We start from the raw sequence: 24,164 nt of genomic DNA, 5'->3' as shown, positions 1-24,164 counted from the left end.
ATGAGGGCAAAAGCAGTGTTACGCGGATATCTTGCCGGATTGGTGACGGGAACGGCGGTGTCGGGGCTTCTCCTGGGCGGGCTTTCCGTGTTGAGCGACCTGCCGGGCGATGCGCCGCCCGAGGCGACCGAAGTGGAAGTGCCCGCGGGCTCGGAATTCGACCAGTCGCGGGAGGATGACGCGGTGTCCCTGCCCAAGCTGCAGGACACGCAGACGCCTGACGCGGTGCCGCAGGTGAACGCACCCGATCCCGATGATCTCAGTTCGCTGGAAGGGGCCGACACCACCTCGTCGGGCCAGCCCGAGACCGGCGCGCCCGAGACCGGCCTGAACATGCCGGACTCGCCCGAGGGCGAGAGCGGTGTCGATGTCGGCTCGGAACAGCCGGTGCTGCCCAATCCGCAGGCCCAGGCCCCCGAAGCGCCGACGGGGGAGGACGACCTGTCGATTTCCACCGAGCCGGCGCAGCCCGCGATGCCGGAGCCGGAGACCGAAAGCGCGGCCTTTCCCGAGAGGGAGGACGACGGCGCGGATGACCCGGCGGGCGAAAGCGATGCGGCCCCTGCGGAGGACGGCGAGACCGCGCCCGAGGCGCAGGCCGACGCCTCGCCGGAGACCGCCCCGGAGGCACCGGCCAGCGACATGCCCGCACCGGAGGCGCAGGACGGCGCCGAGCTGTCCGAGCCGCAGGAGGCGGCGGAAGACACCGCGCCAGCGGCCCCGGAGGGCGATGCGCCTGCGGACATGACCGCGCCCGAGGGCGAGGCAGGTGGCGAAGGCGTGGACACGGCAAGCGAGGAGGGCGCGGCCGGCACCATCGGCGACCTGGCCGATGGCGTGACCACCAACCGCCTGCCCACGGCCATCGACGACCCCGAGCCCGAGCCGGCGCCCGCCGAAGCGGCGGAGACAGAGGCAGAGACCGCCGAGGGCGCGACGCCGGAGGACCTGCCGCGACTGGAACGCTACGCGACCGCGTTCGAGAACCCCGAGAACAAGCCGCTGATGTCGATCATCCTGATCGACGACGGCACCAGCCCGATCGGCCCGGCCGCATTGGCCGATTTCCCCTATCCGCTCAGCTTTGCGGTGGATGCGTCGGATGCCAACGCCGCCGAAACCGCCGCCAAGTATCGCGCCGCGGGGATGGAGGTGCTGGTCATGGTCGACCTGCCGCAGAATGCCTCCGCCAGCGATGCCGAGACGTCCATGAGCATCTATCTCGAGGCCGTCCCCGAGGCGGTCGCCGTCTTCGAGGGCACCGGCACCGGCCTGCAATCCAGCCGCGAGGCGGCCGAGCAACTGGCGCCGATCCTGCAAGACAGCGGTCATGGCCTGGTGATGTTCCCCAACGGGCTGAACACCGTGCAAAAGCTGATCGCGCGCCAGGGCGTGCCCTCGGCCACCGTGTTCCGGGACTTCGATTCCAACGGCCAGAGCGCCAGCGCGGTGCGCCGGTTTCTCGACCAGGCGGCGTTTCGCGCCGGCCAGGAGGAGGGCGGGGTAATCATGGTGGGCCGCCTGCGCCCCGACACGATCAGCGCGCTGCTCTTGTGGGGCTTGCAGGACAGGGCCGCCAGCGTGGCGCTGGCGCCGGTCTCGGCGGTGCTGACTGCGGAGTAGGCCAGCCCCGCGTGACGCGACGGTGGGCGCACCCCCGGTTGCGCCGCGCCCGGGGGATGTCGTAAGGATCCTCAGGAACCGGATATTCCACGATACGCGGCGCAGCAGACCCGGCAGCGCCATTTCCCAGTTGAGCACAGTTCAGGACCGTCATTTTCCATGCAAGCCCTTCAACATCCGCTCCAACAGCGCAGGCTTGCCGCGCTGCGCGACTTCGAGATCCTCGACACGGATCCCGAGCAGGAGTTCGACGAGATCGTGAAGCTGGCCGCGGCGACCTGCGGCACGGCGATCTCGGTGGTCAATTTCATCGATGCCGAACGGCAGTGGTTCAAGGCGGAAACCGGGCTTGGGGTGCGCGAGACGCCTCTGGCGACCTCGATCTGTGCGCATGTGATACTGCAAGACGAGTTTGCCGAGATCCGGGACACGCTGGACGATCCACGGATGCAGGACAACCCGCTGTGCTGCGGCGAGCCCGGCCTGCGCTTTTATGCCGGGGCGCTGCTGACCACCCAGGACGGGCTGCCGCTGGGCACGCTTTGCGTTCTGGACTACGAGCCCCGCGAACTGACCGCGTTGCAGCGTGACACCCTGCGCGTTCTGGCGCGGCAGGTCGTGACCCTGCTTGAGATGCGCAAGGCGCTGCGGTCGGCCGATATCCTGCGCCGCGAGGTGGATCACAGGGTCAAGAATTCGCTGCAATCGCTGTCGTCCTTCACCAATCTTCAATCCAGGGCCTTTGCGTCGGACGACGCGAAGCTGGCCCTGTCGATGGTCAAGACCCGGATCGACGCGCTGACACAGTTGCACGAGATGCTGTACCAGTCTGACGAACACAGCGTGGTCGAACTCGGGGCCTTCCTGACCAGCGTCTGCGCGCAGCTGGAGGGGCTGGCGCCTGAGGGGGTCACGCTCGAGGTGGCGACGACGCCGGTCTCGGTCCCGGCGCAGCAGGCCGTGGCCGTGGGGACCTTCGTGAACGAATTCGTCGCGAATTCCTTCAAGCACGGGTTTCGCGACGGGCATACTGGCAGCGTGACGGTCGAGCTGGGTCTCGAACCGGACGGCCAGGTCCGGCTGACATGTTCGGATACCGGCGTGGGCCTTCCGCCCGACCACGGGATCGAGTCCGCCGGTCTGGGAATGAAGATCGCCGAGGTGATCTGCCTGGAGCTTGGCACGGACCTGGACTTGCGGAACGGCGCCCATGGGGTCGTGGCGACGCTGACCTTCACACCCGCGGCGACGTAGAGCGGTCCGGACCGGCGCGACGCGGCGGCGCATCGTGGCGTGCCCGGCGACGGTGCGGACAAGACCGCCCGGGTCAGGCCTCGCGCCACGTGCCGGGATCGAGCCCGTCCAGCGTGAAATCGCCCACCCGCCAGCGCACCAGCCGCAGGGTGGGGTGGCCCACATGGGCCGTCATGCGGCGGACCTGCCGATTGCGGCCTTCTGATATGGTAATTTCCAGCCAGCAATCGGGCACGGATTTGCGGAGTCGGACCGGCGGGTCGCGCGGCCAGAGGTCGGGCGGGTCGATGCGGCGGGCCTTGGCGGGCCGGGTAGGACCGTCCTTGAGCGTCACGCCTTTCGCCAGCGCGTCGAGCGCGGCGGCATCGGGGTCGCCCTCGACCTGCACTAGGTAGGTTTTCTCGGTCTTGAATTTCGGGTTCGACAGGCGCGCCTGCAGCTTGCCGTCATCGGTCAGCAGCAAGAGCCCTTCGCTGTCGCGGTCGAGCCGCCCGGCGGGGTACACACCCGGCATGTCGATATAGGCCGAGAGCGTGGGGCGCGGACTGCCTTGCGTGCCCTTGTCGGTGAACTGCGACAGGACGCCCATGGGTTTGTTGAAGAGGATCAGCATGGGGGGCGGGGGGTGGTGGGGTGAAACCCCACCCTACGTGTTGCCGTTGCCGGTGAAGCGGGTGGCGTCGGCGGCGGCGCGGCGGATGGCGTTGGACTTGTGGACGGTCTCCATGTACTCGGCCTCGGCGTCGCTGTCATAGACCACGCCGCCGCCCGCCTGGATGTAGAGTTTGCCGTCCTTCACTACCGCCGTGCGCAGGGCGATGCAGACATCCATGTCGCCGGTGCAGCTGAAATACCCCACGCCGCCGCCATAGACGCCGCGCTTTTCGGGTTCCAGATCGTCGATGATCTCCATCGCGCGGACCTTGGGGGCGCCGCTGACTGTGCCGGCGGGCAGGCCGGCCAGCAGTGCGGAAAGCGCGTCGTGCTCGTCGGAAAGTTCGCCCACCACGTTCGACACGATGTGCATGACGTGGCTGTAGCGTTCGATGATGAACTCTTCCGTGGGGCGCACCGTGCCGATCCTGGCCACGCGGCCGACGTCGTTGCGGCCCAGATCCAGCAGCATCAGGTGCTCGGCCAGCTCTTTCTGGTCGCCCAGAAGATCGGCCTCGTTGGCGCGGTCTTCGTCCGGGGTTTCACCGCGGGGGCGCGTGCCGGCGATGGGGCGGATCGTGACCTCGCCGTCCATGACGCGCACCAGAATTTCGGGGCTGGCGCCCACCACCTGAAAGCCGCCGAAGTTGAAATAGAACATGAAGGGCGACGGGTTGGTGCGCCGCAGGCTGCGATAGAGCGCGAAGGGTGGCTGCGGAAAGTCCTGTGTCCAGCGCTGGCTGGGCACGACCTGAAAGATGTCGCCGGCGCGGATGTATTCCTTGGCCTTCTCCACGGCGGCCTTGTAGCCCTCGCGGGTGAAATTGCTGACCGGCGCGCCCGCCTCTTGCGCGTCGCCCAGGTCGCGGGCCTGCTGGGGCAGGGCGCGTTCGAGGTCGCGCACCGCGTCCATCACCCGCTCGGCGGCCTGGGCATAGGCGGCGCGCGGGCTTTGCCCGTCGCTGACCCAGGCGGGGGCCACGACGATCACCTCGCCCTTGACCCCGTCCAGCACGGCCACCACGGACGGGCGGATCATCACCGCGTCGGGCAGGCCCAACGGGTCGGGGTTCACATCCGGCAAGTGTTCGACCAGCCGGATCATGTCATAGCCCAGATAGCCGAAGAGACCCGCGCTGGCGGCGGGCAGGCCATCGGGCAGGTCGATGCGGCTCTCGGATATGAGCGCGCGCAGCGTGTCGAGCGGAGAGCCGTCCAGCGGCTCGAACGCGTCCGCGTCGAACCGGGCCTGCCGGTTGATGCGGCTGGTGTCCCCGTGGCACTGCCAGATGAGGTCGGGCTTCATCCCGATCATCGAATAGCGTCCGCGCACCTCGCCACCGGTCACCGATTCCAGCAGAAACGCATCGCGGGCCGCGCCCGTTAGTTTCAGCATCAGCGACACGGGCGTGTCCAGATCAGCGGCCAGCCGGGCGTAGACGACCTGGTTCTGCCCGGCCTCATACCCTGCGGCGAAATCCTCGAATGACGGGGTGAGGTCCAACGCGTCCGCCTTTACTGAAAGTTGTTGTGCACGGCGTTGAGCGCGCCCTGGTCGAAATTGACATCGGCGCGGGTGCGGATGTCGTTGGCCAGCACCTGGAACAGGTCCTGCGACAGGCTGCCCGCCGTCTCGTTGCGCAGGAAGCGGTCGATCTGTTGCAGGTCGCCATCCTCGGGGTCGGGCGGCTCGATCGTGTTGAGTTTCAGCACGAAGATGCGGCCGTTGCCGTTGATCACCTCGACCTCGCCCGCCTCCATGCCGAACACGGTCTGGATGAACTCCTGCGGGGCTTCCTCGATAAAGCCGCGGCGGGTGACCTCTTCGCTGCCATCGATGCTCAGCTCGACCTCCTCGAAGCTTTCGCCGGTGGCCAAGCGTCCGACCTTGCCGGCGACCTGCTCGCGCAGAAGCTGGTTGATCCTGGTCTGGGTCCAGGCCTCGGCGACGGCGTCGCGCACCTCGTCGAGCGGTTGCAGGGTGGGGGGCACGGTCTCGTCCAGGCGCATGGCGAAGATGCCGCCATCCTCCAGCTCGATCACTTCCGGGTAGTCGTCCTCGCCGAGGTTCGCGGCGGCGGCGCGGAAGCCCTCGTAGGCGGCGATTTCCTCTGACATGCCGGGATGCCAGTCGATGCTGGCCACGCGCATGGCGGTCTCGGCGCCCAGATCCTCGATGGTGGCGCCACCGGCCAAAAGGTCGTCGACCGCATCGACGCGGCCTTCGACCACGCGGCGGGCGCGGTCGACGGCGATGATGTCGCGCAGTTCCGGCTCGGCCTCTTCAAAGGTGGTTTCCTGGGCCTGAAGCACCGCGTTCACGCGGAACAGGGCGGGGCCGACGCTGCTGGGCAGGGGACCCACCACTTCCGAGGGCGCAGCGCCGAAGACCGCGTCGGCGGCGTCGCCCAGATCGGCGGCGGTGACGGTGCCCATGTCGGTATCGGCCAGTGCCAGCCCGCGCTCGGCCACCAGATCCTCGAAGCTGGTCTCGCCCTCCTCAATGCGCGCCATCGCGGCTTCGGCGGCGGCGGTGTCGGAAAACACCAGCCGTTCGACCAGCCGGCGCTCGGGCTGCACGAATTCGTCGCGCCGCGCTTCGTAGGCGTCGCGCAGGGCCTGCTCGTCCACCTCGACCGTGTCGAGGATCATCTCGGGCGTCAGCCAGGCATAGGTGATGCGCTTGACCTCGGGACGGGTGAACCGCGCCTCGTTCTCGGAGTGGAAGGCGGCGAGGTCTTCTTCGCTGGGCTCGGGCACGCCGACCTCCAGGTCGCCACGTTCCAGGATGGCCCATTCGATGCCGCGCCGTTCGCCCAGGTATTGCTTGACGGTGTCGGTATAGGCCTCGGGCATGGTGACGCCCGACAGCACCGCGGCCTGGATGAAGCTGCGGGCGATCTCGCGGCGGATGTCGTCCTCGAACTCGGACTCGTTCATGCCCATGCGGTCCAGCGTGAAACGGTAGGCCTCGCGGTCGAACTCGCCGCCCGGCCCGGTGAACTGGCGCATCGAGGTGATCTGGTCGGCCAGGTTCGTGTCGCCCACCGAGATGTCGTTGACGATGGTTTCATGGTCCAGCGCGCCCTGCACGGTCAGTTGGCCCATGACACGCTCGGGGATGTTCAACTCCCGGGCCTGGGCAAAGCTGATGGACTCGCCACGGTCGGCTTCTTCGGCGCGGATCTCGTTCTGCAGGCCCTGGAAATAGTCCTGGACCGAGATCTCGGCCTCGCCCACGGTGCCGACCGTGCGCAGGGTGCCCGACAGGCTGGTGACGCCGAAGCCGCCAAGACCGAGGATCAGAAGACCCATCAAGATCCAGACAAGCGGTTTCGTTATGCTTTTGGCTGCCATTTGGCCTCCCCCGGGGCTGCTCTTGCGTTCAGGCCTGTCTAAGGCCGGTTTCAGCGAGGAGCAAGGGGCCAGTCAAGCGCGGCCAGCCGGTCGAAGAGCGTGCCGATTTCAGCGCGGTTCACGTTGGCGAAGGCCACGCGGACCTCGCGCTTGCCCTGCGCGTCACCGGCGGGCTGGAACATGGTGCCGGGCAAGAGCAGGATACCGGCCTCGGCCACCAGTTTCTGCGCCAGCTCGTCCGACGGCATCGCAAAAGGGTGGCGGAGATAGGCGAAATAGGCGCCGCAGCCCATCAGTTTCCAGCCTGTGCCCTCGATCCTGGCCATGCTGTCGGAAATGGCCGCGCGGCGGTCGAGGATCTCGTCGCGTTCGCCGGCCAGCCATTGGGACAGGTTCTGCATCCCCCACAGGGCGGCGATCTGGCCCAGCTGGTTGGGGCAGATGGTGACGGTATCGAGGAACTTCTCGGCCTCGGCAAGCCGTGCGCGGCTGGCGACCATCGCGCCCACCCGGTGGCCGGTCAGGCGATAGGCCTTGGAGAAGGAATAAAGCTGAATGAGCGTGTCGTCCCACGCGGGATCGGTGAAAAGGTCATGCGGCGCGCCGCTACGGGCGTCGAAGTCGCGGTAGGTCTCATCCACGATCAGCGCGATGCTGTGGCGGCGCGCCAGATCGAAGAAGGCGCGCACCAGATCGGCGGGGTATTCCACGCCGCCGGGGTTGTTGGGGGTGACCAGCGAAATGGCCCGCGTGCGGGGGGTGATCAGCCCCTCGGCCCGCTCGGGGTCGGGCAGCAGCGCGTCGTCGGTGGGCAGGGGTACGGAAGTGACGCCCTGCATGTCGAGCCACATCTTGTGATTGAAGTACCACGGGGTGGGCAGGATGACCTCGTCGCCCTCGGTACACAGCCCGGCGATGGTGGCGGCAAAGGCCTGGTTGCAGCCCGAGGTGATGGCGACCTGGTCGGCCGCGATGGCCCCGCCATAGGCGCCGCACCACTGGCGGGCCACTTCCTCGCGCAGATCCGGGCGGCCCAGCACGGGGCCGTAGAGATGCGCTTGCGGCTCGTTCAGCGCGGCCTCGGCGATGACCCGGCGCAGTTGCTCGGGCGGCGGCTCCACCGGGGCGGCCTGGCTGACGTTGATCAGCGGGCGCTCGGGCGGGAAGGTGACGCCTTCCAGCCAGCGCCGCGCCTCCATCACCGGGGGCGAAAAGGTCGTCTCGGTGCGGCTTGTCATGTTGTCCCCTCAGGCCCCGCGATAGGGTTCGACATATTGCAGGGCCAAGTCCCACGGGAAGAAGATCCAGGTGTCCTGGCTGACCTCGGTCACGAAGGTATGGACCAGCTCGCGCCCCTGCGGCTTGGCATAAACGGTGGCGACATGCGCCTTCGGCAGGGCGGCGCGGACCACCTCCAGCGTCTTGCCGGTGTCGACCAGGTCATCGACGATCAGTACCCCCTCGCCATCGCCCACGAGGTCGGGATCGGGGGATTTCAGGATCTGGGGCTTGCCTTGGGTCTGGTGGTCATAGGATTTCACGCTGATCGTATCGACCGCGCGGATGTCCAGCTCGCGCGCGACGATCATCGCGGGGGCCATGCCGCCGCGGGTGATGGCGACCACGGCCTTCCAGTCGGCATCGGCCGGCGCCTCGTCCTGCAACCGCCAGGCCAGCGCGCGGGCGTCGCGGTGCAGCTGGTCCCAGCTGACGTGAAAGCCTTTTTCGTGGGGCAGGCGGTCGGTCATGCGGTGTCTCCCGTCCGGGGCAGATCAGCTCTTGTCGATATCCGGCGCGTCGACGGCCTTCATGCCGACGATGTGATAGCCCGCGTCCACGTGCAGGTTCTCGCCCGTGGTGCCGCTGCCCAGATCGCTGAGCAGATAGAGCGCGGACTTGCCCACATCCTCGATCGTGATGTTGCGGCGCAGGGGCGAGTTCAGCTCGTTCCACTTCAGGATATAGCGGAAATCGCCGATGCCGCTGGCGGCCAGCGTGCGGATCGGCCCGGCGGAAATGGCGTTCACGCGGATACCGTCGCGGCCCAGGTCCTCGGCCAGGTATTTCACCGACGCCTCTAGGGCGGCCTTGGCCACGCCCATGACGTTGTAATGCGGCATCACCTGCTCGGCGCCATAGTAGGTCAGCGTCAGCATGGAGCCGCCATCGGTCATCAGTTTCTCGGCGCGATGGGCCACAGCGGTGAAGGAATAGACCGAGATATCCATCGTCTTGATGAAATTCTCGCGGCTGGTGTCGACGTAGCGGCCGCGCAGCTCGTTCTTGTCGGAAAAGCCGATGGCATGGACCAGGAAGTCGATCTTGCCCCATTTCTTTTCCAACTCGTCGAACAGGGCCCCGATCGAGGCCATGTCGGCCACGTCGCAGGGCAGGACGGTGTCGCTGCCCAGTTCCTCGGCCAGTGGTTTGACGCGTTTCAGCAGCGCCTCGCCCTGGTAGGAAAAGGCCAGTTCGGCACCGGCGTCGGCGCAGGCCTTGGCGATTCCCCACGCAATGGATTTGTCATTGGCCAATCCCATGATCAGCCCACGCTTGCCCGCCATCAGTTGATTTGACATTCAGTGCCCTCGGCCCACTTCGCTTGTCTGACTGCTTTAGGCGATTGCAAAAGGTGCATCAAGCCAAAGACCGGATGCGACGGCATGCAGGCGAGAATGCGTGGCGGGCCGATCAGGTTGCACTTGCGCAATCGCGCGCCGCGGTCTAGCGCGGGAAGGGGACAGGACGGGAAAGATCGAATGACCGACAGAACCGGAAAATTCGCGGGCGACGATCCCTTCGAGATCGCGCGCGCCTGGCTGGCCGAGGCCGAGAAGACCGAGACCAACGACCCCAACGCCATGGCGCTGGCGACGGTCGATCCCGAGGGGATGCCCAATGTCCGGATGGTTCTGCTGAAAAGCATCGGCCCGGACAGTTTCGTGTTCTATACCAATTACGAGAGCGCCAAGGGCGCCGAGATCGCGGCCAGCGGCAAGGTCGCGCTGGTGCTGCACTGGAAATCGCTGCGCCGACAGATCCGGGTGCGTGGCACCGTCACCCGCGAGGACGGCCCCGAGGCCGACGCCTATTTCGCGTCGCGCTCGCTGAAAAGCCGCCTGGGGGCGTGGGCGTCGAAGCAATCGCAACCGCTGGGCTCGCGGACCGAGCTGATGGCCGAGGTGGCACGCGTGACCGCCGCCAAGGGGCCGAATCCACCGCGTCCCGAGTTTTGGGGCGGGTTTCGTATCGCTCCGGTTGAAATCGAATTCTGGGCCGACGGCGCCTTCCGTTTGCACGATCGGTTTGTCTGGCGGCGCGATAGGCAGGGAAGTGCTTGGGAAATCAAACGGTTGAGCCCATAGCGGACGCGCGTTTCAGGGATGCACGCCGTTGAATACCGTGGGAGTCTCTTGAAACCGTGGTTCACTTCGGCGCAATATTCCGAAACAGCCTGTGAATAAGGCCCAACCGGACAGTGAGCGTGGAAGACTCGGCAAACGGCACCAGGCAATTGCATGGCCATGTAAAGTGGTTCGATCCCGTCAAGGGGTTCGGATTCGTTGTGGCCGACGAGGGCGGTCCGGACATCCTGCTGCACGCCAACGTTCTGCGCAATTTCGGTCAAAGCTCCGTCGCCGACCGTGCCGGCATCCTGCTGACGGTCCAGCAGACCGAACGCGGCGTGCAGGCGGTGGAGGTGCTGGAGATCAAGCCACCGGAGGATGCCGAGGCGACCGGGCTGGCGGACCTGGAAGGCATCGACCCCGAGGTGATCCGCGCCGCGCCGCTGGAACCGGCCCGGGTCAAGTGGTTCGACAAGGGCAAGGGGTTCGGTTTCGCCAACACGTTCGGACGGGACGAGGACGTGTTCGTTCACATAGAAGTGTTGCGCCGGTCGGGTCTTGCGGACTTGCAGCCGGGCGAGGCGCTTGCCATTCGTGTCATAGAAGGTAAACGCGGCCGCATGGCCACGGAGGTGTGTGGATGGGAAATGGCGGTCAAGGAATCCAAAGGCTCCTGACGTGTGCTGCGGCGCTGGTTCTGATGGCGGGGGCCGCGATGGGCGCCTGCCGCGAGGACAAGGTCGATCTGCGCGGCGACTGGGGCTCAGCAAGCTTTACCGTGGAACTGGCCGACGACAACGCTGAACGGTCCCAGGGCCTGATGAACCGCGAGAGCATGGCGCGTTCGGCGGGCATGCTGTTCGCCTATCCGGCCCCGCGTCCGGTGCGGTTCTGGATGCGCAACACGCTTATCCCGCTCGACATGATCTTTCTCGACGACACCGGCACGGTGCAGAAGGTGCATCACGAGGCGCAGCCCCTCGACGAGTCGCTGATCTACGGCGGCGACGCGATCCAGTACGTGCTGGAGATCAATGGCGGCATGGCACGGCAACTGGGCATTTCCGAAGGCACCGAGCTGCGCCATCCGGCGATCGGGGCTGACGCCGCCGCCTGGCCCTGCGACACCGAATAGGCCTGCGTGCGCCCGTCCCGGGCCTGACCCGGGACCTCTCGGCCCGAGATCCCGGATCAGGTCCGGGATGACGTGGCACGCGGATCTTGTGCGTGTCGCAAAGGGGCTTTCCATTCGCGGCAAAGCTGTCTACATGGGCGCCACGGTCCGGGGCGTGGCGCAGTCTGGTAGCGCACCTGTTTTGGGTACAGGGGGTCGTAGGTTCGAATCCTGCCGCCCCGACCACTTCTTTCCGACATGACAACGCCGACACGCGGGCACCGCCGCCTGCGGTCGATTCTGTGGATAACACCGCCAAGAGCGTTGTCGAGGCATGCGCCCGCACTATCTGGGGTGTTTTGCGTGTTTGGGATACCACATGTGGTGGATTCCTGGGCGATTGCGTGTGGGTGTGCCGAACTCGTTCGTTCAGAACCGGCTAAGCCACACGGATAAAAGCGCTTTTCCGGCCCCCGCTGAAGCGGTCAGTCGCACGGGGCCGGGAAAGGAATCACCAGCGGGCCAAACCCGGTGCTGTGGATAACCCGGCGCGTGGAAATTTTTCGGCAATCAAGGTAAAAAATTCGTTGACCGGTGAGGGCCGGATACGTCAGGTTGTGCGGGCGGATCAGCAAGCCACAAGATATAGTGGCGCGGATCTGGAGAGGGACGAACACCACAGACTTCCACCGGCACGGCCGGGACGGCCAGGTGCGACCGGATGCGGCGCATCGGCGGGGATGGGTTTTGCCTCCTGGTCCACTGAGACGCGAGGGTCGCGGCCAAGGGTCGTGCAGGTCATAAAACGCTGGATCATGGGGCAGCCACAATGAAGATCGAAAGAAAGTTTACCAAGGCAGGTCAGGACGCTTACGCGGAGCTGGATTTCGTCACCACGAGTTCGGAAATCCGCAACCCTGACGGCACCACCGTCTTCAAGCTGGACGAGGTCGAGGTGCCCGCCAAGTGGAGCCAGGTCGCCAGCGACGTGATCGCCCAGAAGTATTTCCGCAAGGCCGGCGTTCCGACCGAGGTGAAGAAGGTTGAGGAAAAGGACGTGCCCGAGTTCCTGTGGCGCTCGGTTCCCGCCAGCGACGACACGCCCAAGACCGGCGAGACCAGCGCCAAGCAGGTGTTCGATCGGCTGGCCGGCGCCTGGGCCTATTGGGGCTGGAAGGGTGGCTATTTCACCACCGAGGAAGACGCCCGTGCCTATTTCGACGAGATGCGCTTCATGCTGGCGCGGCAGATGGCGGCGCCCAACAGCCCGCAATGGTTCAACACCGGCCTGCACTGGGCTTACGGCATCGACGGCCCCGGCCAGGGCCACTACTACGTGGATTTCAAGACGGGCGAACTGACCAAATCGAGCAGCGCCTATGAGCACCCGCAGCCCCATGCGTGTTTCATCCAGTCGGTCAAGGACGACCTTGTCGGCGACGGTGGCATCATGGATCTGTGGGTGCGCGAGGCCCGCCTGTTCAAGTACGGCTCGGGCACCGGCACCAACTTTTCCTCGCTGCGCGCGGCCAACGAGCCGCTGTCGGGTGGCGGCAAGTCCAGCGGCCTGATGGGGTTCCTGAAGATCGGCGACCGCGCGGCGGGCGCGATCAAGTCGGGCGGCACAACGCGCCGCGCCGCGAAGATGGTGATCTGCGACGTCGACCACCCCGATATCGAGGATTTCATCAACTGGAAGGTCATCGAGGAACAGAAGGTGGCGTCGATCGTCGCCGGCTCCAAGATGCACGAAGCCAAGCTGAACGAGATCTTCGGCGCGATCCGCGCCTGGGACGGCAGCACCGAGGACGCGGTGGACCCCAGCAAGAACGCACAACTCAAGGACGCCATTCGCGGCGCGAAAAAGTCGGCCATCCCGGAAACCTACGTCAAGCGCGTGCTGGACTACGCTCGCCAGGGCTACGAGAGCATCGAGTTTCCGACCTATGACACCGACTGGGACAGTGAAGCATACGCCTCCGTATCGGGGCAGAACTCCAACAACTCGATCCGCGTGACCGATGCCTTCCTGAAGGCGGTCAAGGACGACGCGATGTGGCCGCTGACCAACCGCACCGACGGCAAAGTGGTCAAGGAAATCCCCGCCCGCGAGCTGTGGGAGAAGGTGGGCCACGCCGCATGGGCCTGCGCCGATCCGGGCATCCAGTACCACGACACCGTCAACGCTTGGCATACCTGCCCGGAACACGGCGAGATCCGCGGCTCGAACCCGTGCTCGGAATACATGTTCCTCGATGATACGGCCTGCAACCTGGCGTCGATGAACCTGCTGCAATTCTTCGATGGCACCACGTTCGATGCGGAAGCGTATGTTCACGCCACGCGCCTTTGGACCGTGACGCTGGAAATTTCCGTTACCATGGCGCAGTTCCCCAGCCAGGAGATCGCGCAGCTCAGCTACGAGTTCCGCACGCTGGGGCTGGGCTACGCCAATATCGGCGGCCTTCTGATGAACATGGGCTTCGGCTATGACAGTAACGAGGGCCGGGCGCTCTGTGGTGCTCTGACCGCGATCATGACCGGCGTGGCCTATGCCACCTCGGCCGAGATGGCCAAGGAATTGGGACCGTTCGCAGGCTACAAGCGCAACAAGGCGCATATGCTGCGGGTCATGCGCAACCACCGCAACGCGGCCTATGGCGCGACCGAAGGCTATGAGAAGCTGGCCGTGAAACCCGTGCCGCTGGATCTGGCCAACGTGCCCGACAGCCGCCTGGCCGATCTGGCGATGGCCAGCTGGGACGAGGCGCTGAAACTGGGCGAACAGCACGGCTACCGCAACGCGCAGTCGACCGTCATCGCGCCCACCGGCACCATCGGCCTGGTGATGGACTGCGACACCACCGGCATCGAGCCCGACTTCGCGCTGGTGAAGTTCAAGAAGCTGGCCGGGGGCGGTTACTTCAAGATCATCAACCAGTCGGTGCCTGCCGCCCTGGAAAAGCTGGGCTATGGCAGCGCGCAGATCGAGGAAATCGTCGCCTATGCCGTGGGTCACGGCACTATCGGCAACGCGCCGGGCGTCAACCACACCACGCTGGCCGGGCACGGCTTTGGCGCCAACGAGCTGGCCAAGATTGACGCGGCGCTTGGCAGCGCCTTCGACATCCGCTTTGTCTTCAACCAGTGGACGCTGGGCGAGGAGTTCTGCCGCAACGTTCTGGGCATCCCGGCAGAAAAGCTGAACGACCCGACCTTCGACCTGCTGGCCTCGCTGGGCTATTCCAAGCAGGACATCGAGGCGGCCAACGACCACGTCTGCGGGACGATGACGCTGGAAGGCGCACCGCACCTCAAGGAAGAACACTACGTGGTCTTCGACTGCGCCAACCCCTGCGGCAAGAAGGGCAAGCGCTTCCTGTCGGTGAACTCCCACATCGACATGATGGCGGCGGCGCAGTCGTTTATCTCGGGCGCGATCTCCAAGACGATCAATATGCCCAACGACGCCACCATCGAGGATTGCCAGGAAGCTTATGAGCGCAGCTGGCAGATGGGCGTCAAGGCCAACGCGCTCTACCGCGACGGCTCGAAACTGTCGCAGCCGCTGGCCGCCGCGCTGGTCGCGGATGACGACGAGGCCGCCGAGGTGCTGGAGACCGGCTCGGCACAGGAAAAGGCCGCCGTGCTGGCCGAGAAGATCGTCGAGAAGGTGATCGTCAAGGAAGTGGTCAAGTCGCATCGCGAGAAGATGCCGGAGCGCCGCAAGGGCTATACCCAGAAGGCGGTCGTCGGCGGGCACAAGGTGTACCTGCGCACAGGTGAATACGGCGACGGCTCGCTTGGTGAAATCTTCATCGACATGCACAAGGAAGGCGCCGGGTTCCGAGCGATGATGAACAACTTCGCCATCGCGGTCAGCGTGGGCCTGCAATACGGCGTGCCGCTGGAGGAGTTCGTGGACGCCTTCACCTTCACCAAGTTCGAACCGGCGGGCATGGTGCAGGGCAATGACAGCATCAAGAACGCGACGTCGATCCTCGACTATATCTTCCGCGAACTGGCGGTCAGCTACCTCGACCGCACCGACCTGGCGCACGTGAAACCCGAAGGCGCGTCGTTCGACGACCTCGGGCGCGGCGAAGAGGAAGGTGTGAGCAATATCAAGGAGATGTCGGGCGAAGCTGCCTCCAAATCCCTCGAAGTGCTCAAGCAGATCAGCTCCACGGGCTACCTGCGCAAGCGTCTGCCCCAGGAACTGGTGGTGCTGAACGGCGGGGCGGCGCTCGCCACCGCGCTCGACAGCGGCGATCCAGAGGCGGCGCTGAAGACCCTGGTGCCGGAGACCAAGCCGGCCAGCGCGACCACGACCACGGCGGTGTCGTCGGGCACGGTGGGCATGACGGCGGCGACCAAGGCCAAGATGCAGGGCTACGAAGGCGAGGCCTGCGGCGAATGCGGCAACTACACGCTGGTGCGCAACGGCACCTGCATGAAGTGCAACACCTGCGGCGCGACCTCGGGGTGTAGCTGAGAGACACACATCCCCTGGGGGGTGTGCAGGGGCGGTCCCGGTTTGGCGTTAGGCCGGCCGCCCCGACGAGACAGGCCAGAGGCGCGAGACATCGCGGACGGTCTGAAGACTAGGGTGGGGGCAGACTATCGCTCTGACCCATCCTGATCCGGGGCGGGTGCGCTCGCCCCTGACGCAGCTCAGGCCGCAGGCAGAAACCGGGCGGTACATAAAGAGTGAGCCTGAGCGGCGAAACTTGGACCGGGGGGCTTAGGCCCCCCGTTTTTCTTGTGTCCTCAGGGACGTAGCGACCTTTCTTCCCGGACGCAGAAGCCAAGGTCACGCGGTTTCACCCGGGACCGAGGCGGCATCAACTTCAGGTCCATTGTCCGAGCCGAGCGCGTATGAGTGACGGCGCCTTACGGCGTCGCGCGTTGCACCATCCCGAAAAGGTCGCGCGGGTCGTCCGGGTCGGCCAGAAGGTCGAGATCCAGGAAGCAATCCGTGCCGGGGATATGGTCGCGGATGTAGCGCAGGGCGCTGAAATCCTCGATGGCGAAGCCGACGCTGTCGAAGAGCGTGATCTGCCGGTCGCTGGTCCGGCCCGGTGCGGCGCCGGTCAGGACCTGCCAGAACTCGGTGACCGGATGGTCGGGCTCCATCTGCTGGATCTCGCCCTCGATCCGGGTCTGCTCGGGGTATTCCACGAAGATGTCCGAGCGCGTCAGGATCGCCGGGGCCAGTTCCGTCTTGCCGGGGCAGTCGCCGCCGATGGCGTTGATATGCACGCCTTCGCCGATCATGTTGTCGGTCAGGATCGTGGCATATTGCTTGTCCGCCGTGCAGGTGGTGATGATCTGCGCGCCCTCCATGCTGTCCTCGGCGCTGTCGCATTCCACCACGTTGAGGCCCAGCCCCTTGAGGTTGCGCGCGGCTTTCTGCGTCGCGGCCTTGTCGATATCCCACAGGCGCACGGTTTTCAGGCCCAGAACCGCCTTCATCGCAAGGCTCTGGAATTCGGACTGCGCGCCGTTGCCGATCATCGCCATGGTGTCGGCACCCTTGGGCGCCAGGTGTTTCGCCACGAGGGCAGAGGTCGCCGCTGTGCGCAGGGCCGTCAGCACCGTCATCTCGGTCAGCAGCACGGGATAGCCGGTGTCGACATCCGCAAGCAGGCCAAAGGCGGTCACGGTCTGCAACCCGTCCTTGGTGTTCTTGGGGTGGCCGTTGACGTATTTGAAGCCATAGGCCTCACCGTCCGAGGTGGGCATCAGCTCGATCACGCCCACGTCCGAGTGGCTGGCCACACGCGGCGTCTTGTCGAACAACTCCCACCGGGCGAAATCGGCGGCGATATACTCGGCCAGCCCGGTCAGCATCTTCTCGATGCCGATCCGGTGCACGAGGCGCATCATGTTCTCGACGGAGACGAACGGCACGAGCGCCTTGTCGGAGGGGGCGAGGATAGGCATGTCAGGCTCCTTTGAAATCAGGCGAAGGCGCGGGTGGGACGGTCGAAGATGCGGCGGCCAAGCGCCGAGGCGGTCAGCTCCACCATCACCTGCGCCGTGCGGCCGCGCTCGTCGAGGAAGGGGTTGAGTTCGACCAGGTCGAGCGAGGTCATCAGGCCGCTGTCACAGATCATCTCCATCACCAGATGCGCCTCGCGGATCGTGGCGCCGCCCGGCACGGTGGTGCCAACGGCGGGCGCGATGCCGGGGTCGAGGAAATCGACATCGAACGAGACGTGCAGCATCCCGTTCGCCGCCGCGACCGTGTCGAGGAAGGCGGCGAGGGGCCGCGCGATGCCCTGCTCGTCGATGCTGCGCATGTCGTGGCGATGGGCGGGGGTGGATTGCAGGAATTCCCGTTCGTCCGGGTCGACCGACCGCAGGCCGAGGAAACAGATGTTTTCGTAGGGGACCGGGTGGGCGACCTCGGGAAATCCGTCGAAGCCGTCGCGCCCCGTGGCATAGCCCAGCGGCGTGCCGTGCAGGTTGCCGGATTCCGTGCTTTGCGGCGTGTGGAAATCGGTATGCGCGTCCAGCCACAGCACGAATTGCGGGCGGTCCACGCGGGCGGCATGGTTGGCCACGCCGATCACGCTGCCAAGCGACAGCGCATGATCGCCGCCCAGAAAGATTGGCAGGCCGCTGTCCATCGCCTTCTCGGCGGCATCCGCGATGCTCTGGGTCCAGCCGATGGTTTCCGCCGGCTGCACCAGGTGGCCGGGCAGCGAGGCGGGCGCGGTGGCCGGGGCAGGGGTCAGGTTGCCCCAGTCCTCTACCGCGTGGCCCAGTGAGGCCAGCGATTTTTCGATCCCCGCCACACGCAGCGCGTCCGAGCCCATCAGGCAGCCGCGCCTTGCCTTGCCGCTGTCCACGGGGGCACCGATCAGAATACAGTTGGTCTGGGTCATCGCACGGCTCCTTTTGGTGTTGGCCAGAATGTTGTTGCGAAAATGGTCGGATTGAAGCAGGTATTTTGTTCATACCGAAACCAATATCGGCAAAACGGAGGCTATGGTCTGCAAAATGGATGCGGTTGATCAGAAACTGCTGTCGGCCCTGCGGCACGACGCCCGCGCGTCGCTGTCGGAACTGGCGATGACGCTTGGCGTGTCGCGTACCACGGTGCGCTCGCGGATCGACCGGCTGAAGGCCTCGGGCAAGATCGTCGGCTTCACGGTCGTGCTGAAAGAGGACACGATCCGCGATCCGGTGCGCGGACTGATGATGCTGGGCATCGAGGGGCGCGGCACCGAGCGGATCGAGCGGCGGCTGCGGGGGCTGTCGGCGGTGCGGGCCTTGCACAGCACCAATGGCCGCTGGGACCTGATCGTCGAGATCGGGGCCGAAACGCTGGAGGAGCTCGATGCGGTGCTGGCCGAGATAAGGCGCTTCGAGGGTGTCGCGACGTCCGAGACGAGCCTGCTCTTGAGCACCAAGAAACAGGCAGGTTAAGCGGCCCGGCGCAGCGCCATCAGCCAGAACACCGCCAAGAGAAGCGAGGCCAGCATGTTCCAGCTGGCCATCGACAGGCCCAGCATCTGCCAAGCCACCTCGTCGCAGCGCACCAGCGGCGCTGACATGATCTGTTCCATCAGCTCGTCCGTGCTCATGCCCGCCGTGCTGCCCGACGAACAGGACGAGGGACCTTCCCACCAGCCGCGTTCGACTCCCGTGTGATAAGCGCCGATCGCGGCGGTGGTCAGCGCCGCCAGCAATCCGGCTCCCAGCAAGAGCCGCACCGCCCCGACGCCCAGAGGCACCAGCAGCACCAGCGCCCCGAAAACGACCGCCGCGCCATGGGGCCAGCGCTGCCAGATGCACATCTTGCAGGGTGCAAGCCCGCCCAGGTGCTGAAAGGCCAAAGCCCCCAGAAGCAGGGCCAGGGAGCCGACGGCGGCGAGGATGACAAGGGAATTACGGGTCACGTTTGCCTCGAACGGTAAGGGGTGGTCGCATTAGACCGGGTGTGCGGCGCTTCGCAAGGGATGATCTTGCCGGGTCACAGGCCCAGCCACCCCCGGATCAGGCTGACCAGCGTCGCCCCCGCGAAGAGCAGCGTGGCGATCCACGCGGTGCCCAGCACGGCGCCGATCAGCACCAGGATGCCGTCGCGTTGCAACAGGCCCATCGCCACCACCACCACGGCAAAGCCCGGCACCGTGTTGGTCGCGGGCAGGGGCACCAGGATCGACGCGCTGAACAGCACCAGCGCGGCGCCGACGAAATGATCCATCGGCCTGCGGGTCAGAACCCCGAGGCGCGGCTTGCTCACCGCCTCGATCCGGCGCAGCCACGGGCCGGCGCGTTCGGCCAGCCGGCGCAGGCTGGCCGTGGCGACGCGGCGCGCGGCCAGCTTTCCCGGAAGCCACGGCACCCGCCGCCCGATCATGATCTGGACCGAGACGAACATCAGCGGCAGGGCCACGATCTGCGGCACGCCATAGAGGAACGGGATGCAGCAGGGCAGGGCCAGGATCAGCAGGAAGAGCCCGAAGGCGCGTTCGTGCAACTGCTCCAGGATCCAGGCCAGCGAGACCTCGGTGCCCTCGGCGCGGGCGGTCAACTGGTTCAGCCGGTCCGAGATCGCAAGATCTTCCGGGGCGGTCTCGGTCATGCTCTGGGGTCCTTGGACAGAGAGGGGCGAAGGGGTCTCCGGCCCTGCGGTAGCAAATCGCATGGCCCGACGCCAGCGTCAGTTCTGCTATTGTCCTCGGGCGACGAGTTGGGTAGACGTTGGGTCCGTGCCCAAGTGGCGGAATGGTAGACGCAGGGGATTCAAAATCCCCCGGTAGTGATACCGTGCCGGTTCGAGTCCGGCCTTGGGTACCAATGATTTCAATGGGTTGCACGCTGAGCAATGAGGTGCTGGTCTTCAGGCGTTGTGTGACTCCCACATCATTCTTTGAAGCGCCGCTTCTGTGCGGTTCGCGACATTGCTTTGCGGTTCGCCTGTTTCCGGTAGTATGCTACTGTTTCAGCGCTCTGGCCTGTTACAGCTTGGATTTCCGCGTCGGAGCAGTTGGCTTCCGCGAGTTCAACGCATGCGCGTTTGCGGAGACCATGTAGAGTGTAACGATTTGCGTCGTCGTCGTGCTCCTTGGCAAGGTCGAGAAGTGTCGCGCGCCATGCTCGGAATGACTTCTCCACAGAGTCATAGGAGCGCGGCGCGTTCTCCGACTTAGCAAGCACATGCATTGGGCCTTCCTCAAGGTTCTCGATCAGCGTTCGCAAACGGACAGGGCAACAGATCTCGAATGTCTCATCGCCCTTTTCATCCGTGACTGCAATCCAATCGCCATTCAAGGCGTTTCTGGGCGTCTTGATCGCCGCAGCAGGCCTCTGTCCGGTCCCACGGATCAGTTCACCTGCAATCCGCACATCTTCGGGCGCGGTGGCAAGCGCCTCGAGCATCCAATCTGGCCACGCCAAGAATTCACGTTGCGAGCCAAACTTGTCGACGCCTTGGGCCGGATTCTCTCGAAGCGGCCAGTCCATCTTGATTTTCGCATAATTCCAAAGAATGGAAGCTGTCTGCAACATCCAGTCGGCTGCTCTCGGCGTCGCTGACATTCCGTTGTGCTTTTTTCGGATAGCTGACTTGGTGGTCGAAGACATTGGCTTATCAGCGTTCTTTTCGAGAATCTTCTCAAACTCACGGTTGTACGACTTCTTGGTGCCGTCCGAGAGTTTCATCTGGATCCGCGCATCACTACGCCACTCGCGAATGCATTCAGCCCAAGTTGGACTTGCCCGGTTTTGGTGGAGAGCGTTTAGCTCACTTCGCGGGCCTTTCGCTCGAATGCTATCGGGCTTTGGAAGCCGAGCGATGAATGGCGTCTGACGGGATTGTAGAACCCGTCGATGTATCTGGCGATGGCGTTTTCGGCCTGTTGGCGGGATTTCCAGGCGACCGGCCAGATCAGCTCCGACTTGATGGTTTTGAAGAACGTTTCCACCATTGAGTTGTCATAGCAGTTCCCGCGCCCGCTCATCGAGATCAAGATGCCACGTTTGCGGAGCCGCGCCTGATAGTCCACCGAGCAGTATTGCGATCCGCGGTCGGAATGGTGAACCAGTCCTGGCTCAGGGTTGCGAGCGGCCAGAGCATGGCGCAGGGCTGCGAGGGCGAGGTCACGCTTCAGACGATCACTCGTGGCCCAACCGACGACGCGGCGCGAGAAGAGGTCCAAGACAATGGCAAGGTAAAGCCAGCCCTCTGCCGTCCAGATGTAGGAGATGTCCGCCCCCCACTTCCTGTCCGGACAGTCCGCCGCGAAATCTTGTGCCACGAGGTTGGGCGCCACAGGCCAGGCATGTTCACTGTCCGTCGTCCGTTTAAAGCGCCGCTTTTGCCGCGCGATCAACTGGTTCTCGCGCATCAGTCGTGCCGTGCGGTGCCGCCCTATCTTGAGCCCCTCATCGACGAGGTCGCGGTGCATGCGGGGACTGCCGTAGGTCCCGTTCGACAGCTCAAAGGCCGTTCGAATGTGGGCAAGATGGATCATGTCCTGCTGCTGGCGATGACAGGCAGGGCGGTCCCGCCAAGCGAAGAACCCGCTCTGGCTGACACCGAGAACATGACACATTCGCCGGATCGGGAAGCTGGCCTTCTCCGCCTCTATGAAAGCGAAGCTCATCGACTTGCGTCTTTCGCGAAGAAGGTTGCGGCCTTTTTTAAGATGTCGCGCTCCTGCTTCAGAACCGCGTTCTCGCGTCGCAACCGCTTCAGCTCCGCGTGCAGATCGACCGATGCCTCGACCGGCCCACCAGCGTCCCGCTCGCGACTGAGCCATCGCGTCAGTGTCGAAAGCCCGATCCCCAGATCTTCCGCGATCTCCCGTCGCGTCCGGCCGCTGGTCAGCGCCAGCCGCACCGCTTCACGCCGGAACTCCGGCGTCGGTCTGTTTCCGTTTCCCATAGAACACCTCCTGGTTCCTCAGTTGGTGCTCTCCACTTTTCCAGGGCAAGTCCGGATGAGATCTATGCGTTGGAGGAGGACATGGTGGGGCCCAACACGCTCGCACCAAGGGGACTCAACATGATCCCGGGCGGTCGAAGCGGTATCTCCGTTCTCGCAGGGATGGGACTCACAGCGACCATGGAGACCCGGGATCGCGCCTTGGGCAAAGCGATCCGCCGAAGGGCGGCAGGGCTTCCGTTCTTCCGCCGCCCCCACATAAGGGAATACAAGCCGGGGCGGTATACCAATGTTTCGGGGTGCTGGGTGCGTCCTGGTGGTGCCACTGGGGACTGATGGGCTCCAACTACCAATGTGAGATTGTCGTTGTCTGGTGGAAACACGCTGGCATCGAATTCTCCCTCCATAAGGCGAAACCCAGCGGGCCTATTTCGCTCGGACCGGCGCATTGATTTCAGGAATAATGCGGATTGACTTGCAAGCCTGACCCACTCGCCTGAGTGCTTCTTCCTGGCTCCAGCCGCGGTCATAGCCTTCGTAATAGGAAGATTGTTCCACGGCCGTGATTGCGCAATCAAGACGCTCTGCGAATGCCTGGTGTTCCTGCCGCCGCATGTTCCGCACATCCTGCCCCAAGTGAAGGCCCGCGGCAGGAGTGCCCTAGGCCTTGGTGCCAGGTCCTTCGGCCAGCCCGGCCGACTGTCGCCGCAGGGCAACCCGCGCTGGTTTGCGCGTTCTCGGATGGAATCGTGTTTACAACAACGTCGTGTTTCAATAAGATGAACAATATTCAGATATGCTGAACGATAGGAGGTCGATCAGCATTGAAAACAAGGGAGGTCCTGATGAGAAAAACAATTTGTACCCTGATGATGGCAGGGGTGATGATGACCGGTGCGGCGAAGGCCGAAGACTATGTCATGCAGACCGCGTCAACGGGTGGCACGTTCCACCCTGTGGGGGTCGCCATCTCGACGCTGAGCAAGGTCAAGCTGCTGCCTTCGGAGGGCTTCTCGCTGACGGCGGTGAACTCGGCGGGCTCGGGCGCGAACCTACAGGCCATGGCGTCCGGAACGGCCGACTTTTCGATCCTGCAGGGGTTGTTCGGCTATTACGCGGCGCGCGGCACCGGGCCTTTGAGCACTCCGATGGAAGATATCCGTTCGGTTTCCATGCTGTGGCAGAATGTCGAGCACTTCATCCTGCGCAACGACCTGGTCGATACCGGCACGGCCGCCGATATCGTCGCCGCCAAGGGCGCCGGCGCTGGCATGGGCGCGCGCAATTCGGGCAGCCTTGGCTCCGGGACACTCTTGATGGAAGGTCTGGGGCTGACTGCCGAAGAAGACTTTCAGATGATCTATTCCGGTTACGGCCCGACACTTGATGCCATGGCCAATGGACAAATCGATTTCGCATCGATCCCGGCCGGCGTGCCTGCGGGCGCGATCACCCAGATTCTTGCCACCAACGGCGATGACGTGACGATCCTGAACGTAACGCCGGAAGAGGCGGAAGCGATGGACGGCGGGCGTGAACTCTGGACTGCCTATACCATCCCGCCCAACAGCTATCCCGGTCAGGACGAGGCGATCCAGACCATCGCCCAGCCGAACTTTCTTGCGGTGAACGACGACGTGTCCGAAGACCACGTCTACAAGCTGACCAAGGCGCTTTACGAAAACCTGCCGTTCTTGCAGTCGATCCACCCGGCAACAAAGGCGATGTCGCTGGAGTCGGCGATTGCCGGCCTGCCGACGCCGCTGCATCCGGGGGCCGTGCGCTATTACCGGGAGGTTGGCCTGGATATTCCCGAGCGGCTGATCCCGCCGGAAATGCAGGACTGATCGCAGGACGCGACCGGGGGCGGTTTGCCGCCTCCGGCACATTGCGAAAGCAGACCGGGATGATT

At 65.0% G+C, this 24,164-nt stretch carries 20 protein-coding genes and 2 tRNA genes; 10 read left to right on the top strand and 12 right to left on the bottom strand.

What is annotated here, in order from left to right; all coding sequences use genetic code 11:
• Nucleotides 1–1,623, top strand: a complete 1,623-nt coding sequence (locus FIU85_RS02510) for a divergent polysaccharide deacteylase family protein (RefSeq protein WP_254702990.1) — start codon at nt 1–3, stop codon at nt 1,621–1,623.
• A gap of 159 nt (nt 1,624–1,782) precedes the next feature.
• A complete protein-coding gene (locus tag FIU85_RS02505; RefSeq protein WP_152495733.1) occupies nt 1,783–2,877 on the top strand; it encodes a sensor histidine kinase in 1,095 nt (364 codons plus the stop codon).
• 73 nt (nt 2,878–2,950) lie between these two features.
• On the opposite strand, the gene FIU85_RS02500 is transcribed toward FIU85_RS02505, so the two are convergent.
• The 6 genes from FIU85_RS02500 to fabI are packed head-to-tail and all read right to left on the bottom strand — an operon-like array spanning nt 2,951 to nt 9,467.
• Complete coding sequence (locus FIU85_RS02500; protein ID WP_152495732.1) at nt 2,951–3,490, bottom strand: pseudouridine synthase; 540 nt, start codon at nt 3,488–3,490, stop codon at nt 2,951–2,953.
• 33 nt (nt 3,491–3,523) lie between these two features.
• On the bottom strand, nt 3,524–5,035 hold the full coding sequence (gene trpE / locus FIU85_RS02495; protein WP_152495731.1) for an anthranilate synthase component I: 1,512 nt from the start codon (nt 5,033–5,035) through the stop codon (nt 3,524–3,526).
• 11 nt (nt 5,036–5,046) lie between these two features.
• Nucleotides 5,047–6,888 carry a peptidyl-prolyl cis-trans isomerase gene (locus FIU85_RS02490; protein ID WP_152495730.1) on the bottom strand — a complete coding sequence of 614 codons (1,842 nt, stop codon included), beginning with the start codon at nt 6,886–6,888 and terminating at the stop codon, nt 5,047–5,049.
• A gap of 50 nt (nt 6,889–6,938) precedes the next feature.
• Nucleotides 6,939–8,126, bottom strand: coding sequence for an aminotransferase (locus FIU85_RS02485; protein WP_152495729.1), 1,188 nt, complete (start codon nt 8,124–8,126; stop codon nt 6,939–6,941).
• Between the two features lie 9 nt (nt 8,127–8,135).
• Nucleotides 8,136–8,636, bottom strand: coding sequence for a xanthine phosphoribosyltransferase (gene gpt, locus FIU85_RS02480; protein ID WP_152495728.1), 501 nt, complete (start codon nt 8,634–8,636; stop codon nt 8,136–8,138).
• A gap of 24 nt (nt 8,637–8,660) precedes the next feature.
• Nucleotides 8,661–9,467, bottom strand: a complete 807-nt coding sequence (fabI, locus tag FIU85_RS02475) for an enoyl-ACP reductase FabI (protein ID WP_152492240.1) — start codon at nt 9,465–9,467, stop codon at nt 8,661–8,663.
• A gap of 180 nt (nt 9,468–9,647) precedes the next feature.
• On the opposite strand from fabI, the gene pdxH reads away from it, so the two are divergent.
• The 5 genes from pdxH to FIU85_RS02450 all read left to right on the top strand — a co-directional run bounded on the left by pdxH (nt 9,648) and on the right by FIU85_RS02450 (nt 15,844).
• On the top strand, nt 9,648–10,253 hold the full coding sequence (gene pdxH / locus FIU85_RS02470; RefSeq protein ID WP_152495727.1) for a pyridoxamine 5'-phosphate oxidase: 606 nt from the start codon (nt 9,648–9,650) through the stop codon (nt 10,251–10,253).
• Nucleotides 10,254–10,366: 113 nt separating this feature from the next.
• Entirely contained in the window at nt 10,367–10,912 is a 546-nt protein-coding gene (locus FIU85_RS02465; protein WP_152492242.1) for a cold-shock protein, read from the top strand.
• A 23-nt stretch (nt 10,913–10,935) separates the two neighbouring features.
• Nucleotides 10,936–11,370 carry a DUF192 domain-containing protein gene (locus FIU85_RS02460; protein WP_152495726.1) on the top strand — a complete coding sequence of 145 codons (435 nt, stop codon included), beginning with the start codon at nt 10,936–10,938 and terminating at the stop codon, nt 11,368–11,370.
• A 148-nt stretch (nt 11,371–11,518) separates the two neighbouring features.
• Nucleotides 11,519–11,595, top strand: a tRNA-Pro gene (locus FIU85_RS02455).
• Between the two features lie 583 nt (nt 11,596–12,178).
• Nucleotides 12,179–15,844, top strand: a complete 3,666-nt coding sequence (locus FIU85_RS02450) for a vitamin B12-dependent ribonucleotide reductase (RefSeq protein ID WP_152495725.1) — start codon at nt 12,179–12,181, stop codon at nt 15,842–15,844.
• Nucleotides 15,845–16,242: 398 nt separating this feature from the next.
• On the opposite strand, the gene FIU85_RS02445 is transcribed toward FIU85_RS02450, so the two are convergent.
• Both FIU85_RS02445 and rocF read right to left on the bottom strand, forming a co-directional pair.
• On the bottom strand, nt 16,243–17,289 hold the full coding sequence (locus FIU85_RS02445) for an ornithine cyclodeaminase (RefSeq protein ID WP_152498158.1): 1,047 nt from the start codon (nt 17,287–17,289) through the stop codon (nt 16,243–16,245).
• Nucleotides 17,290–17,312: 23 nt separating this feature from the next.
• Entirely contained in the window at nt 17,313–18,242 is a 930-nt protein-coding gene (gene rocF, locus FIU85_RS02440; RefSeq protein ID WP_152495724.1) for an arginase, read from the bottom strand.
• Between the two features lie 115 nt (nt 18,243–18,357).
• Between rocF and FIU85_RS02435 the strand changes: the two genes are divergently transcribed.
• The gene (locus FIU85_RS02435) at nt 18,358–18,786 is read left to right on the top strand and encodes an Lrp/AsnC family transcriptional regulator (RefSeq protein ID WP_152495723.1); all 429 of its coding nucleotides are present in this window, start codon (nt 18,358–18,360) and stop codon (nt 18,784–18,786) included.
• On the opposite strand, the gene FIU85_RS02430 is transcribed toward FIU85_RS02435, so the two are convergent.
• Entirely contained in the window at nt 18,783–19,259 is a 477-nt protein-coding gene (locus FIU85_RS02430; protein ID WP_152495722.1) for a disulfide bond formation protein B, read from the bottom strand. The genes FIU85_RS02435 and FIU85_RS02430 overlap by 4 nt on opposite strands.
• Before the next feature lie 74 nt (nt 19,260–19,333).
• Nucleotides 19,334–19,948 (bottom strand): exopolysaccharide biosynthesis protein, encoded by a 615-nt coding sequence (locus FIU85_RS02425; protein WP_152495721.1) that lies wholly within the window; start codon nt 19,946–19,948, stop codon nt 19,334–19,336.
• Between the two features lie 129 nt (nt 19,949–20,077).
• Between FIU85_RS02425 and FIU85_RS02420 the strand changes: the two genes are divergently transcribed.
• Nucleotides 20,078–20,163 (top strand) — tRNA-Leu (locus FIU85_RS02420).
• Between the two features lie 66 nt (nt 20,164–20,229).
• Here the strand turns inward: FIU85_RS02420 and FIU85_RS02415 are convergent.
• On the bottom strand, nt 20,230–21,027 hold the full coding sequence (locus FIU85_RS02415) for a hypothetical protein (RefSeq protein ID WP_152495720.1): 798 nt from the start codon (nt 21,025–21,027) through the stop codon (nt 20,230–20,232).
• A gap of 77 nt (nt 21,028–21,104) precedes the next feature.
• Nucleotides 21,105–22,252, bottom strand: a protein-coding gene (locus FIU85_RS02410; protein ID WP_152495719.1) for an IS3 family transposase whose coding sequence is annotated in 2 segments (ribosomal slippage) — nt 21,105–22,000 and nt 22,000–22,252 — 1,149 coding nt in all. Because the reading frame shifts where the segments join, the coding sequence is not laid out codon by codon here.
• An 845-nt stretch (nt 22,253–23,097) separates the two neighbouring features.
• Here FIU85_RS02410 and FIU85_RS02405 point away from each other — a divergent pair.
• The gene (locus tag FIU85_RS02405; protein WP_152492250.1) at nt 23,098–24,099 is read left to right on the top strand and encodes a TAXI family TRAP transporter solute-binding subunit; all 1,002 of its coding nucleotides are present in this window, start codon (nt 23,098–23,100) and stop codon (nt 24,097–24,099) included.
• Nucleotides 24,100–24,164 lie beyond the last annotated feature (65 nt).

Source organism: Roseovarius sp. THAF8, assembly GCF_009363735.1.
Taxonomy (GTDB): Bacteria; Pseudomonadota; Alphaproteobacteria; order Rhodobacterales; family Rhodobacteraceae; genus Roseovarius.
This window is presented reverse-complemented; position numbering and strand designations above follow the sequence as displayed.

Coding starts and splice junctions, on each gene's coding strand:
- rocF (WP_152495724.1), bottom strand. CDS start 18,242: ATGACCCAGACCAACTGTATTCTGATCGGTGCCCCCGTGGACAGCGGC.
- fabI (WP_152492240.1), bottom strand. CDS start 9,467: ATGTCAAATCAACTGATGGCGGGCAAGCGTGGGCTGATCATGGGATTG.
- FIU85_RS02505 (WP_152495733.1), top strand. CDS start 1,783: ATGCAAGCCCTTCAACATCCGCTCCAACAGCGCAGGCTTGCCGCGCTG.
- FIU85_RS02510 (WP_254702990.1), top strand. CDS start 1: ATGAGGGCAAAAGCAGTGTTACGCGGATATCTTGCCGGATTGGTGACG.
- FIU85_RS02425 (WP_152495721.1), bottom strand. CDS start 19,948: ATGACCGAGACCGCCCCGGAAGATCTTGCGATCTCGGACCGGCTGAAC.
- FIU85_RS02460 (WP_152495726.1), top strand. CDS start 10,936: ATGGCGGGGGCCGCGATGGGCGCCTGCCGCGAGGACAAGGTCGATCTG.
- FIU85_RS02405 (WP_152492250.1), top strand. CDS start 23,098: ATGAGAAAAACAATTTGTACCCTGATGATGGCAGGGGTGATGATGACC.
- FIU85_RS02500 (WP_152495732.1), bottom strand. CDS start 3,490: ATGCTGATCCTCTTCAACAAACCCATGGGCGTCCTGTCGCAGTTCACC.
- FIU85_RS02490 (WP_152495730.1), bottom strand. CDS start 6,888: ATGGCAGCCAAAAGCATAACGAAACCGCTTGTCTGGATCTTGATGGGT.
- FIU85_RS02450 (WP_152495725.1), top strand. CDS start 12,179: ATGAAGATCGAAAGAAAGTTTACCAAGGCAGGTCAGGACGCTTACGCG.
- gpt (WP_152495728.1), bottom strand. CDS start 8,636: ATGACCGACCGCCTGCCCCACGAAAAAGGCTTTCACGTCAGCTGGGAC.
- FIU85_RS02485 (WP_152495729.1), bottom strand. CDS start 8,126: ATGACAAGCCGCACCGAGACGACCTTTTCGCCCCCGGTGATGGAGGCG.
- FIU85_RS02435 (WP_152495723.1), top strand. CDS start 18,358: ATGGATGCGGTTGATCAGAAACTGCTGTCGGCCCTGCGGCACGACGCC.
- pdxH (WP_152495727.1), top strand. CDS start 9,648: ATGACCGACAGAACCGGAAAATTCGCGGGCGACGATCCCTTCGAGATC.
- FIU85_RS02415 (WP_152495720.1), bottom strand. CDS start 21,027: ATGAAACTCTCGGACGGCACCAAGAAGTCGTACAACCGTGAGTTTGAG.